Origin of the sequence: Dietzia sp. CQ4 (assembly GCF_014145125.1) — a bacterium.
In the GTDB taxonomy this organism is placed as follows: Bacteria; Actinomycetota; Actinomycetes; order Mycobacteriales; family Mycobacteriaceae; genus Dietzia; species Dietzia natronolimnaea.
The window spans coordinates 1-12,576 of the sequence record NZ_JAALDZ010000092.1 but is presented as its reverse complement, the minus strand read 5'-3'; the positions used below and the strand labels follow the sequence as shown (position 1 = coordinate 12,576).

General features: G+C 67.9%; 12 protein-coding genes and 1 pseudogene. 2 read left to right on the top strand and 11 right to left on the bottom strand.

Annotated features, from left to right (window positions below):
* Positions 1-99: 99 nt before the first annotated feature.
* The 11 genes from G6031_RS06235 to G6031_RS06185 form a co-directional block, all read right to left on the bottom strand.
* Positions 100-642 (bottom strand): hypothetical protein, encoded by a 543-nt coding sequence (locus G6031_RS06235; protein ID WP_107748796.1) that lies wholly within the window; start codon positions 640-642, stop codon positions 100-102.
* Positions 642-2,060, bottom strand: a complete 1,419-nt coding sequence (locus G6031_RS06230) for an MlaD family protein (RefSeq protein WP_107748795.1) — start codon at positions 2,058-2,060, stop codon at positions 642-644. Before G6031_RS06230 ends, G6031_RS06235 begins: the two co-directional genes overlap by 1 nt.
* Entirely contained in the window at positions 2,057-3,262 is a 1,206-nt protein-coding gene (locus G6031_RS06225) for an MCE family protein (RefSeq protein WP_107748794.1), read from the bottom strand. Before G6031_RS06225 ends, G6031_RS06230 begins: the two co-directional genes overlap by 4 nt.
* Positions 3,263-4,528 carry an MCE family protein gene (locus G6031_RS06220; RefSeq protein ID WP_107748793.1) on the bottom strand — a complete coding sequence of 422 codons (1,266 nt, stop codon included), beginning with the start codon at positions 4,526-4,528 and terminating at the stop codon, positions 3,263-3,265.
* Positions 4,525-5,673 (bottom strand): MCE family protein, encoded by a 1,149-nt coding sequence (locus tag G6031_RS06215; protein ID WP_182652778.1) that lies wholly within the window; start codon positions 5,671-5,673, stop codon positions 4,525-4,527. Before G6031_RS06215 ends, G6031_RS06220 begins: the two co-directional genes overlap by 4 nt.
* Entirely contained in the window at positions 5,666-6,721 is a 1,056-nt protein-coding gene (locus tag G6031_RS06210; RefSeq protein WP_107748792.1) for an MCE family protein, read from the bottom strand. Before G6031_RS06210 ends, G6031_RS06215 begins: the two co-directional genes overlap by 8 nt.
* Entirely contained in the window at positions 6,718-7,956 is a 1,239-nt protein-coding gene (locus G6031_RS06205) for an MCE family protein (RefSeq protein ID WP_107748791.1), read from the bottom strand. Before G6031_RS06205 ends, G6031_RS06210 begins: the two co-directional genes overlap by 4 nt.
* 9 nt (positions 7,957-7,965) lie before the next feature.
* Positions 7,966-8,817, bottom strand: a complete 852-nt coding sequence (locus G6031_RS06200; RefSeq protein WP_107748790.1) for an ABC transporter permease — start codon at positions 8,815-8,817, stop codon at positions 7,966-7,968.
* 1 nt (position 8,818) lies between these two features.
* Positions 8,819-9,583, bottom strand: coding sequence for an ABC transporter permease (locus G6031_RS06195; protein WP_067711895.1), 765 nt, complete (start codon positions 9,581-9,583; stop codon positions 8,819-8,821).
* A 233-nt stretch (positions 9,584-9,816) separates the two neighbouring features.
* Positions 9,817-10,746, bottom strand: a complete 930-nt coding sequence (locus G6031_RS06190) for a 3-oxoacyl-ACP reductase (RefSeq protein WP_182652777.1) — start codon at positions 10,744-10,746, stop codon at positions 9,817-9,819.
* A complete protein-coding gene (locus G6031_RS06185; RefSeq protein ID WP_182634662.1) occupies positions 10,743-10,937 on the bottom strand; it encodes a ferredoxin in 195 nt (64 codons plus the stop codon). Before G6031_RS06185 ends, G6031_RS06190 begins: the two co-directional genes overlap by 4 nt.
* A gap of 108 nt (positions 10,938-11,045) precedes the next feature.
* Here G6031_RS06185 and G6031_RS06180 point away from each other — a divergent pair, with 108 nt between their 5' ends.
* Both G6031_RS06180 and G6031_RS06175 read left to right on the top strand, forming a co-directional pair.
* Complete coding sequence (locus tag G6031_RS06180; RefSeq protein ID WP_182652776.1) at positions 11,046-12,302, top strand: acyl-CoA dehydrogenase family protein; 1,257 nt, start codon at positions 11,046-11,048, stop codon at positions 12,300-12,302.
* A gap of 1 nt (position 12,303) precedes the next feature.
* A pseudogene (locus G6031_RS06175) lies at positions 12,304-12,576 on the top strand (acyl-CoA dehydrogenase); the annotation flags it as partial.

Sequence of the window (12,576 nt, the reverse complement as noted above, 5' to 3'; positions counted from 1 at the left end):
GCTCCCGGGCCGCGTCGGCCTTGCGCTGGGCCCGGGCCGCACGCTCGGCCTCACGCTGCGCACGGCGGGCGGAGCGGGCGTCTGGCACGTCGTTGCTGCTCACGGGATGAAGTTCACCCCCGAGACCCTCATCTCGCCGTCGTCGTGACGGTTGACCGTCACCCGGACGCGGTACTGCCGGTCCTGGTCCTCCTGGGACCGGGGATTGCCGATGGTCTGGTCGATCGCCATGATCACCTCTGCGCGCTCGGGGTAGGAGTGCTCGACCGCTGCGGCGGACACCACCCCGTCGGCCACCACCGCGGTGGTCTTGACGACCTCCTCGTAGGAGTCGCGACGGGGGGTGAACTGCTCGGAGAAGTCGCCCTCGATCATGTCCACGATCCGGTCCACGTCCTCGGTCAGGGTCTCCTGACGGATGGTCATGAGCCGGGTCATCACGTCGGTGGCGAAGTCGCGGTATGACCCATCGAGCTCGCTCGCGGACGCCCGGTCCGCCCGGATCGAGGCCGCCTGGCCACGCTCGGTGAGCCACAGCCCCGAGGCAACGAGGGCCGCCACCAGGCACAGGGCAGTGATCACGGAGGCGACGACCAGCCCGGTCCGCTCACCATCAGTGGGGGTCTCGTCCGACTGCGGCACTAGGTCACTCCATTCGTCAGGATGTCGGCCAGGTCGGCGTCCGCGGACAGCTTGCTCGCGGTCCCCAGGTTAAGCTGACGATACGTCTTGCCGTTCGCACCGAGGTACTCGCCCGTCGCCGGGTCGTACATGGCGGCGGAGGTGCGGATCTCCCGCTCGCCGCTGTTGGACGAGGGGACAACGTTGTACGCGTTCGGGCTGTCACCGGGCGGGCCGACCTCGCTGGTGTCCGGCGGGTTGATGCCCTCGGGGACGTAGTCATCGGCCGCACACTCCGCCGGAGAGGCTGCTCGCCGACCGGGGTACTCCATGCACGGCAGGTTGCGGGCTCCACGGACGGTCGTCTGGGAGTCCTTGGGGACCTTGCAGTAGATGCCGTTCATCAGCGGGGGCACGGACAGGTCGGCGGGCGACCGCCGCTGGTCCGCCGGCAAGAAGCCGGTGGTGCACGGCGGGGTCTCGTTGATCTGGAGGTTGAAATCCACCTTGATCTCACCGGTGTCCTTGGCGCCGTTGATCGCGGTGATGAGCGAGGACACCAGGGCCGGGTAGATCACGAGCAACTGCTCGATGGAGCGGTTGTAGACCACGCCAACCTCGCCGACGCTCACCAGGTTGGCGACCAGCACCGGCATGGTCGGCTGCAGATCGTTGAGGACCCTGGTCGCCCGGGCCAGGGAGTCCGGGCCGCGCTGGATGATCGAGGTCAGCTGGGGCTCGTTGACCCGGAGCTGATCGGTCAGGTCTGCGAGGTTCCGGGTCCAGGCACGGATCGAGTCCGCTGAGCGCAGCTGCGAGTCCAGGACCGGCTCGGCGTCGGCGATCAGCTGGCGGGTGGCCCCGGTGTTGCGCTGGGCCTCCTCAAGGAGGAGCTGCGCGGAGTCCAGGAACTGCTGGAGCTCCCGCTCGGAACCGTTGAACGCGTCGAACGACTCAGAGATGACGCGGCGCATCTTGCCGTCGTCGATCGACGCCATGAGCACCGTGGCCTGGTCCAGGACGGGGCCGATCCCCTGGGGCATGTCGACCCGGTCCTCGCCGAGCACGGTGCCGTCGGCCATCTCGCCGACGGGCTCGCCCTCGGGCACTAGCTCGACGAACTGCTCCCCGACCGCGGAGACACTCCGGATCTGCGCGCGGACGTTCTCGGGGACCTCCGCCCGCGTGTCGAAGTGCAGTTCGGCCACGACGTGACCGGGCTTGAGGGTGACCGCGTCGACTCTCCCGATCACATTGCCCAGGTAGGAGACGTTGGCGTTCTTGTAGACCCCACCGGTGTCCGGCATCTGCAGTGCGACATCGGTGCGCTGCCAGCCGAACGCAGTCGGCAGCTTGAGGTAGGAGACCGACATTACCGACAGGGCGAGAACCGTCACCACGGCGAAGATGGTCAGCTGGATTCGCACGAACCGGGTCATCGGGGGGCCTCCTCAGTCGGGGCGCCGGATCCCGGCTCAGGTGGCAGTTCGGCGAACGGCTCCTCGCCCGAGTGCTCCGGCCGCGGGATGTCGAGGGAGAACGGGTTCGCGCCGGCCAGCGGATTGGGCGCGAGGCCCACATAGCCCTCGAGGCCGGCCATACGGTTGCCGAACTCGGTGCCCAGGAGGAAGGTCTCCGACAGACGCGGCATCGTCGTGTCGGCGTGGATGTACAGGTTGGCGTAGTCGCCGCGGAGGAAGTTGTCGATGCCCGCCTGCGGGAACGGGAACGTGATGAGCACGCTCAGCGCCCGGGTCAGGTCGCGCCCGGCGTTGGCCAGCGAGTCGAGGACCGGCGTGATGTCGCGGAGGTTGTCCACCAGGTTCTGTCCACCACCGGCGTCGATCACCTGGTTGGCCTTGTTGCCGAAATCCCCGAGCGAGACCATTGCTGTGGTCAGCTCCTGCTTCTGGTCGTTGATCAGCGCGACGGCCTCGGGCATCTGCGCCAGCGCTCTGGCCAGGGTGTCGGTCTGGTCGTTGATCTGGCGGGACAGCCGGTCCAGCCCGTCCATGGCGGCGATGATGTCGGCCCGCTGCTCGTCGAGGCCGCTCACGGTGGTCTCCAGCTGGGTGATGACCTCCTTGGCGTCGACCTGCCGGCCGTCCAACGCGGTGTTGAGCTCGCTGGCGATGGTCTCGAACTGCGCCAGCCCGCCGTCGGTCAGGACGACCGACAAGGCCGACAGCGTCTGCTCCGTGGTCGGGTACACTCCGGCGCGGGCCAACGGGATGACGTCCCCGTCGGAGAGCGAGCCCTCGGGTTCGCCGTCCGGGGGCGGGAAGATCTCGAGATGTTGCGACCCCAGGAGGCTGGTCTGCCCGATCTTCGCATGTGCGTTGGCCGGGAGCCGGACATCCTCGTTGAGCGAGACCGTGACGATCGCCGTGTAGTCCTCCACCTGCATGTCCGTGATCGACCCGACGTTGACGTCGTTCACCCGGACCGGGGAGTTGCGGGTGATGGTGGTGACGTTGGGCATCTCGAGGGTGATCTCGTACGCACCCTCCCCCCTGCCCTGCGCTCCGGGTAGCGGCAGGGAGTTGAGACCCTCCCAGGTGCATCCGGCACCGGAGAGCAGCACGACGGCGCCGAGTGCACCTGCCGTCAGAATTCGGCCACTGGGTCGGTTGCGAAACATCTACGCATCTCCCGTCACGAGCAGGGTGTCGGTGAGGTTGTCGCCCTTGTTGACCACGTTGATCAGCGGGTCAGGCCGGTCGGAGACCGGCTGCACACCCGGTGGGGTCTGCGTCCCTGGCTTCTGCGAGTCCCAGATCTGTTGGGGCTCCGCGGTGGGGGTGATCGGCGGGGTGACCGCGCCGTATGGGTAGCTGGAGGCGAGCGAGTTGAACAGCGGGCCCATGTACTGGGCGCACAGCTGTGCGTCGGATTCGGCGGTGTTGTTGGCCAGGCCCGCGATCGCACCGCAGATGAAGTTGGTCGGGTTGGCCATCTGGTTCATGGTCAACACCCCGGTGAGGACGCCCTGGTACGGCCGGTAGATGTTGTAGAAGTTGGCCATGGCGGTGGGGCCCACGTGGAGCACTCCCTCCAGCTCGGCCCGCCGGTCGCGCACCACCTCGGTCGCCTGGCCGAGCTTGTCGACAGCAGTGGTCACGCGTTCCCCGTTGTTGTCGAGGAACCGGTTGATGTCGGTCACCGCCAGGTCGAGATCGCTCAGCGCCGCATCGATGTCGCCCGTCTGGTCTCCGAGCACCTGCGACACGCTGGCCAGCTTCCCCCCGAAGGACACGATCTGTTCCTCGCTCTGTGAGAGCGCTGTGACGAACAGTTGCAGGTTCTTGAGGGTGGTGAAGAGGTTCTCCCGCCCGTCCGAGAGCAGCGCCATGGTCTGCGAGACCTCGTTGAGGGCGTCGCGGACCTCCACACCGTTGCCGTCGAGCATCGCGTCGGCCGAGTCGACGAACTCGCCGAGCGGGCCCGTCTCCTCGTGACCGACGGGACTGAGGGCGGTGGACAGCTTCATGAGCTGCTCCTTGACCCCGTCCCATTCCACCGGGATCGCGGTGCGCTCGACGGGGATCGTGCCGCCGTCCGGCATCTCCTCGCCGCCCGTGAAGGCGGGGGTGATCTGGATGAACCGCTCGGCCACGAGGGACTGTGCCACGAGCAACGCGGTGGCGTCGGCGGGGACCGGGACGTCCCGGTCGACCTTCATCGTGACCTTGGACCTGCCGTCCTCGGAGGTGATCTCGGAGATCCGTCCGACACGCACCCCGAGCACCCGGACGGTGTCGTCCTCGTAGACGCCCCGGGTGGATTCGAAAAAGGCGACGATCGTCTTGGTCCGGGTGGAGAAGAACCACACCGCGGCAATCACGAGGAGGACGACGACGACGAGGGCCACGACCTTGGACAGTGTGGACGCCAGCAGTCGACTCATCGGGGCAACCTCTTCTCGCCCCAGCCGGGGTGCTCGTCCATCAGGGTCAGACCCGGTACGGCCGGCATCGTCGGCTCGCGGACCAGTCCCGGCTCGGGCTGGACGCGGTCGTCGATGAGAGGCATGAGGTCGCGCAGGATGGTCTGCTGGTAATGACCGATCGACAGGTTGGACACGTAGGCGTTGAACCACGGTCCGGACGCCACGGCCTCGCTCAGCGCCGTGGAGAACGGGACGATCCGGCGCAGCCCCAGATCGATGTCCTCTTTGTTGCGGATCAACAGATCCGACACCTGCTCCAACTTGTCAAGGGCGGGTCCGAGCTGTGCCTCGTTGTCCTGGACCACCCCCGAGAGCTGCCGGGCGAGTTCGTCGATGTTGACGATCAACTCGCTGAGGGCCCTTCGCCGGAGGTCGAGCTGGGTGAACAGCACGTTGCCGTCCACCATGAGCTGGTTGATCTGGTCACTTCGCCGCCCGAGGATGTCGGTGGTCCCCGCGGCCTTGTCGAGGAGCTGCCGGACGCCCTCGTCGCGCTCGTTGAGAGAGCGCGAGAGCCTGGTAATCCCGTCCAACGCGCCGCGGATCTCGGGCGAGGACCCCTCCATTGTCTCGGCGAGCACGGTCAGCGCCTCGTCGACCTTGTCCGTGTCCATCGCCTCGACCGTGTCGCTGAGGTCTCCGAGCGCGGCGGTGAGCGAGTACGGGACCGAGGTCCGCTCGAGCGGGATGGTGTTGTCGGGGAGTTCACCCCGACCGTCGGAGAAGACACCGAGCGCGCGCCGGCCCAGGATCGAGTCCGTCTTGACCTGGGCGGAGGTGTTCGTGCCGAGCGCGACGCCGGTGTCGATGTCGAAGCGGACCCTGACCCTGTCCCCGTCGAGCTCGATCTTCCGCACCGAGCCGACCCTCATCCCGGCCACCTGCACCTCGTCACCGGTGTTGAGCCCGGCGGCGTCGGCCACGTACGCGGTCGCGCCGCGCATCCCGTTGACATACGGGATCCGGTCGTAGTTGAGCGAGATCGCCATCAACGCCACGGCCCCCACGGCTCCCCAGACACCGATCGTCTTGGGGTCGCGGTCGCGGAAGCGGAGCTGTCCTCGGGGCGCCTTCGGCGGGGTCCCGTCTATTGTGTCACTCATCGGGGAACGCACACCGTCCCGTCGTCTGCTCGTACTGGGGCAGGTACACGCCCCTACCGGTCACGGGGTTGGTGACCTGCACGATCACACCGCAGAGATAGAACTGGAAGAAGCTGCCGTACACGCCCAAGCGCCCCATCTTCTCGAAGTCGGACGGGAGCCGGTTGATCACGTTCTCGACGAACGGCTCGTCCTCGTTGATGAGCGTCGCCACCCGGTCGATCTGGGCGACGTCCTCGCGCAGGGCCGGGCGGACGTCGGACAGGAGTGTGGTCATGTTGGCGCTGGCGTCGTTGAGGCGTTCGACGGACTCGCCTATCGGCTCGGCGTTCGCGGACAGACCGGAGACGAGCTGCTGGAGGTCGTCGACGATCGAATCGACGTTGGACTGGTTGTCCGACACGGTGGTGAGAACGCCGTTGAGGTTGGTGATCACGTCCCCGATGAGTTGGTCCCTGTCTGCAAGTGTCTGTGTGAGGGACGATGTCGAGGCGAGCAGGTCCTGCACGGTGCCGGCCTCACCCTGGAACACCTTGACGATCGACTCCGACAGTTGGTTGACCTGGCCGGGGTCCAACGCGCGGAACAGCGGACGGAACCCGCCGAGCAAGGCATCGAGATCCAGGGCCGGGGAGGTCTGCGAGATCGGCAGCGTCCCGCCCGCCTCGAGCGGAGACTGATCCCCCTCCCCCCGGTTGAGTTCCAGATAGCGGTCCCCGGTCAGGTTCTCGTACCGCACCATCGCCTCGGTGCTGGCGTGCACGACCTGGTTCCCGGCCACGGAGAACCGGACCGCGGCTGTGTTCCCGTCCGCCAGTGCGATCCGGTCGACGCGGCCCACCTCCACTCCCGCGATGCGCACCTTGTCCCCGGACTCCAGCCCCGAGACGTCGGTGAACACGGCATTAAACTTCTCGGACGCGCCGGAGCGGTACTCGCTGAAGACCATGACCAGACCGGCCAGGACCAGCACCATCACCGTGGTGAAGATCGCCAGCTTGATCAGGGTAAGACGGGCGTTTCGCGCTGCCGAGCGCCCGGCGGTCACGGGGTCTCCCCGTCCATGCCGAGCATGACCTGCAGCAGCGTCGGGGGCGCGGGACGACCGGGCTCGGTGGGCCGCAACGGGCCGAATAGCGGGGCGGGGCGAGAGGTGAACACGTCGGGCATGCCCTCCACGGGGTTGGAGCCCGTGTCGGTCACGACGAACGGGGCGTGGACGTTCGGGTCGGGGAACGGGAGGCCGTAGCAGTTGGGTCCGGTGCTGGCGTTGACCTTCGGCAGGTCCTTGGGGTACTCGTACGCTCGCGCCCCCTGCTGCCACCCCGACTTGAATACCAGGCCGGGCTGGTCCTCGCCGCCGAAGGCTGACGTGGCGCCCTCGACGCCCTGGTTCAGGCCCACGATCAGACAGGTGAGCATGGGGTGGTACTCCGCGAGCAGGCTGGTCGAGGCACGCAGGTCCGAGAGCATCTTGACCAACTCGTTGCCGTTCTCGGACAGCAGGCGCTTGCCGGTCTCGCCCGTGCCGATCGCAGAGACCAGCAATTGTTCGAACCGCGCCTGGTTGCTGACGACGTTGGCGCCGACATCGGTGCCGGAGTCGAGCAGGCGCATGATGTCGGGGGTGACGTCGGCGTAGAGGTTGGCCACCCGCGACCCCTTGGCCAGGTCCCTCTGGAGGGTGTCGATCTGCGGGTTGATCTCCTGCAGGTAGTCGCCCAAGTCGGTGATCGTGCGCCCCACCTGTTCACCGCGCCCGTCGACCGCCCCAGAGACCGCGCCGAGGGTGGCGTTGAGCTTCTCCGGCTCGATCGCGATGAGCAGGTCGGTGAGGTCCTGGAACAGTGTGTTGACCTCGGCGGTGACATTGGACGCCTCGACGACAGTGCCCGCGGCCAGCGGCGTCGGGTCCGGCCGCATCGGGGACTCGAAGTCGACGGACTTCGCACCGAACACCGTGTTGGATCCGATCGTCACCGGGGAGTTGGCGGGGATGGCCTCCAGCGCCGCGGGATCGACCTCGATCTCGATCGTCGCCCCGCCGAACTCCTGGCGGATGTCCTTGACGTTGCCGATCTCCACACCGCGGGCGCGCACCTTGGCGTCGGCCTCCATGACCAGACCGGCGCGATCACTGCGGACGGTCAACGGCACCCGACTGTCGAAGACCCTCGCGAACATCAGGAGGGAGAGCGCGATCACCACGACGATGAAGAGCGCCAGCACCGTCGCCGCGATGCGCTTGGGCACCGTATCGCTCTGACTCACAGTTCTCGCCACGTCCGCCTCCTATCCCGACAGGTTGAAGTTGCCGTCTCCGCCGTAGATCGCGAGGGAGACGAGAAGGGTCACGGTCACCACCGCGATGAGCGAGGTGCGGACGGCGTTGCCCACGGCCGAACCGACGCCGGCGGGACCGCCGGCGGCGTTGTAGCCGTAGTAGGTGTGGATGAGCATGATCGTGATGGCCATCGCTATGGCCTGGACGAAGGACCACAGGATGTCCGTGGGGATGAGGAACGTCGAGAAGTAATGGTCGTACACGCCACCGGACTGACCATAGATCTGGACGGTCGCGAACCGGCTCGCCACGAACGAGGCGATGACGGCGAGCGAGTACAACGGCACCACGGCGATCATCCCGGCGACGATCCGGGTGGAGACCAGGTAGGTGATCGAGTCGATCGCCATGACCTCCAGCGCGTCGATCTCCTCGGACACCCGCATCGCCCCGAGCTGGGCCGTCGCGCCGGCACCGATGGTTGCGGCCAACCCGATGCCAGCGATCACGGGGGCGGCGATACGGACGTTGATGAACGCCGCGAAGAAGCCGGTGAGCGCTTCGACCCCGACGTCGGTGAGCGAGGAGAAGCCCTGGACCGCGATCACGCCGCCGGTGGCGAGGGTGAGGAAGCCGACGATCACCACTGTGCCGCCGATCATCGCCAGCGCACCCGTTCCCATGGCGATCTCGGCGATCAGACGCAGCGTCTCCTTCGGGTACTGGGTGAGCGCCCGCGGCGTGGCCAGCAGTGCTCGCCAGAAGAACAGGGCGATGCCGCCGAAGTCGTCGGCCCTGCCGACGGTGTGGTGCCGGGCCCGCGCGAGGCGCGGGAACCGGGTGGTCTCAATGACGGTCACCTCACGCCCCCAGGACCTTGACGCCGACCGCCGTGAGCACGGTGTTGACGACGAACAGGGCCATGAAGGCGAAGACGACGGTCTCGTTCACAGCGCTGCCCACCTCTTTCGGCCCGCCCCGGACGTAGAGGCCCTTGTAGCAGGCCACCAGGCCGGCGAGCATCCCGAACATCCCGGCCTTGATCTGCGCCAGGATGAGCTCACCCAGGCCCGTGAGCAGGGTGATCCCGTCTACAAAGGCGCCCGGGTTGACGCCCTGCAGGAGAACCGAGAAGAGGAAACCACCGAGGATGCCGATCGTGCACACCAGGCCATTGAGCAGCAGCGCCACGAAGGTGGACGCGGCGACCCGGGGGACGACCAGGCGCTTGACCGGGTCGATCCCGAGGACCTCCATCGCGTCGATCTCCTCGCGGATGGTGCGGGCCCCGAGGTCCGCGCAGATGGCGGTGGCCCCGGCCCCCGCCACGATGAGGACCGTGACCATGGGACCGACCTGGGTGACGGCGCCGAGCGCGGCCCCCGCCCCCGAAAGATCGGCCGCACCGATCTCGCGGAGCAGGATGTTGAGCGTGAAGCTCACCAGGACGGTGAACGGGATCGCCACCAGGATGGTGGCCATCATGGAGACCCGGGCGATGAACCAGGACTGTTCGACGAACTCCCGGCCCTGCCGCACGATCGACGGGAAGGACACGAACGTGTCGAGGCTCATGGCGACGAAATCGCCGACTCCCTTGAGCGGCGCATCGAGAACTCTCGCCATATCGCCCCCCTCCTGTCTTCTCTCATCCCCCGGTCGCACCGAACTGAACAAGTGACCGGTTCGGCGTGACCCAGATTACATAGTAGCTAGAACACGTTCTCATTAGCAAGGCCTACCAATCACCCCCGAACGGTGCCCCTGCGCGTGTGCCGGGAATCTAACACGCCCCGACACAACGAAAGCGGTCCCCGCGCGTCTCTCAGCAGACGCCGCGGGGACCGCATCGGATCAGGTCAGAGGGCCATGATCTCCGCCGCCGAGAAGGACTTGCCCTCCGGGCGCCCTGACCAGTGCCCGCAGACCGCGTCGGCGAACGCACGCCGGTCCCAGACGCCACTCTCGGCATCGAACCGCTTCTCCACGACCGGCGCCTCCACCAGGGCGACCATTCCGCCGTATACCACGAACAGCTGACCGCTGATCCCGGCCGCCGCCGGCGACGCGAGATACGAGACCAGATCGGCCACCCGGTCCGGGGACAGCGGGTCGGGCCCCTCGGACTCGTCCCACGCCTCGAAGACGCCCTCGGTCATCCCCGTCCGACCCCGGGGCGCGATCGCGTTGGCCGTGCAGCCGATGCGCCCCAGCACCCGCGACGCTGACAGCGTCAGCGCGGTGATGGCTGCCTTGGCCGCGCCGTAGTTCGCCTGCCCGGGGGGGCCGAAGAGTCCCGCCTCCGACGAGGTGTTGATCAACCGCCCGTACACCGGGGCATCGGACTTCTTGCTCTCGCCGCGCCAGTGGGCCGCGGCGTTGCGGGTGAGCAGGAAGTGCCCGCGCAGGTGCACCCTGATCACCGCGTCGAAGTCGTCGTCCTCCATGTTGAACAGCATCTTGTCCCGGGTGATGCCGGCGTTGTTGACCACCACGTGCAGGCCTCCGAGCCGCACGGCCTCGGCCACCATCGCGTCGGCGGTCTCCCGATCGGAGACATCGCCCACCACGAGGGAAGCCCTGGCGCCCGCCGCCTCGATGTCGGCGATCACCGCGTCCGTGGCCTCGCCGGACCGGATGTCGTTGATGACGACCGCGGACGCGCCCGAGCGCGCCAGCTCCACGGCCTCCGCGGCACCCAGCCCGGAGCCTGACCCGGTGACGACGGCGACCCGGCCGTCGAGGGAGAGATCCGTCCCGAGGTCCTTCCGACCCGACCCCGGCGTCACTCCGCGACCTTGAGCGCCGCCATCGGACACTTCTCCACAGCCTTGACTGCGCGCTTCTCCAGCTCCTCGGGAACCTCGTCGACGACCACTCGCACCACCTCGTCGTCGTCGTTCAACTCGAAGACCTTCGGGGCGAGCCCGACACACACGGCCTGCCCCTCGCAGCGGTCGGGATCCACGTCAATCCTCATACCCGTCCTCCTTGGCCGGGCCCGCGACCACTGTGGCCGCGAGCGTGATTCGATACTATGTGAGACACGACACTAGAACGTGTTCCACTCGAGACGAGCTTAGGGCATATGGACATCACCTACACCACAGACCAGCAACGGCTGCGCGGGGAGTTGCGCGAGTACTTTTCCGCCCTGATGACCCCCGAGCGCCGAGAGGCCTTCACCTCCACGACCGGCGAATACGGCCACGGCAACGCCTACCGCGAGATCGTTGCCGAGATGGGCCGCGACGGCTGGCTGACGATCGGATGGCCGGAAGAGTTCGGCGGCCGGAACCGCCCGATGGTGGAGCAGTTGATCTTCACCGACGAGGCCGCGATCGCCGGGGTCCCGGTGCCCTTCCTCACCATCAACTCGGTGGCGCCGACGATCATGGCATTCGGATCCGAGGAGCAGAAGAGCTACTTCCTGCCCCGGATCAGCCGCGGCGAGCTGCACTTCGGCATCGGCTACTCCGAGCCGGAATCGGGCACGGACCTGGCGTCCCTGAAGACCCGGGCCGTGCGCGAGGCCGGGACCGGGGAGCACGCCGGGCAGGACGTCTACCGCATCAACGGGCAGAAGATGTGGACGTCCCTCGTGGCGTACGCGGACTGGATCTGGCTGGCCGCACGCACCGATCCGGACGCCAAGCGACACAAGGGCATCTCGATGATCATGGTGCCCACCGACGCCGAGGGGTTCTCGTGGACTCCCGTGCACACGATGGCGGGCCCGGACACCAGCGCCACCTACTACCAGGACGTGGTGGTTCCCGCCTCCAACCTGGTCGGCCCCGAACACGGCGGCTGGCCACTCATGACCAACCAGCTCAACCACGAGCGGGTCGCCCTCACGGCCGCCGGTCCGCTCCAGGCCTCGCTCCGGCAGGTCCTGGAGTGGGCGCGCACCACGCGTGCGGCCGACGTCGGCCTGCCCGGCGGCGGGGACGTGATCGACAACGAGTGGGTGCGCACCCACCTGGCCCGCGTCCACGCGATGGCCGAGTACCTGGCGCTGCGCAACTGGGAGATCGTCTCCGCCGACTCCACCACGCCCACCCGCATCGCCGCGTCGGCGACCAAGGTGTACGGCACCGAGACCGCGTGCGAGGCGTACCGGCTCCTCATGGAGGTGCTGGGCTCCGCCGGGTTCCAACGCTCCCACTCCCCCACCGCCGTCCTCCACGGGCGCATCGAGAAGCTGCATCGTTCGGCCCTCATCCTGACCTTCGGCGGAGGCACCAACGAGGTCCAGCGCGACATCATCGCCGCCGCCGGACTCGGGTTGCCACCGGCGCCGCGGATCGCCCCCACTCCGTCCTCTGCCCGGAAGGACAGCTGACATGGATTTCCACATCGACGACACCACCCGTGAGCTCTCCTCCCTCGTCCGCGACATGGGCGAGCAACTGGTCACCGACGACTCCCTGCGCGAGCTCGACGCGCGCTTCGGCCCCGGGACCGAGGCCGACGGCGGAGCAGACCGCGCGACCGCACGGTTCCATTCCCGCTACTGGGACGAGCTGGTCCGCGCGGGCGTGCCCGCCGCCCTCGCCCCGGAGTCGCTCGGCGGCGCCGGCCTGGGCGTGGTCGGGGAGGCCCTGGTCCTGCGCGAG

Bases quoted from the DNA above. Each gene is read 5' to 3' on its own strand.
- G6031_RS06230 (WP_107748795.1), bottom strand. From the start codon at position 2,060: ATGACCCGGTTCGTGCGAATCCAGCTGACCATCTTCGCCGTGGTGACG.
- G6031_RS06225 (WP_107748794.1), bottom strand. From the start codon at position 3,262: ATGTTTCGCAACCGACCCAGTGGCCGAATTCTGACGGCAGGTGCACTC.
- G6031_RS06220 (WP_107748793.1), bottom strand. From the start codon at position 4,528: ATGAGTCGACTGCTGGCGTCCACACTGTCCAAGGTCGTGGCCCTCGTC.
- G6031_RS06215 (WP_182652778.1), bottom strand. From the start codon at position 5,673: ATGAGTGACACAATAGACGGGACCCCGCCGAAGGCGCCCCGAGGACAG.
- G6031_RS06195 (WP_067711895.1), bottom strand. From the start codon at position 9,583: ATGGCGAGAGTTCTCGATGCGCCGCTCAAGGGAGTCGGCGATTTCGTC.
- G6031_RS06185 (WP_182634662.1), bottom strand. From the start codon at position 10,937: ATGAGGATTGACGTGGATCCCGACCGCTGCGAGGGGCAGGCCGTGTGT.
- G6031_RS06180 (WP_182652776.1), top strand. From the start codon at position 11,046: ATGGACATCACCTACACCACAGACCAGCAACGGCTGCGCGGGGAGTTG.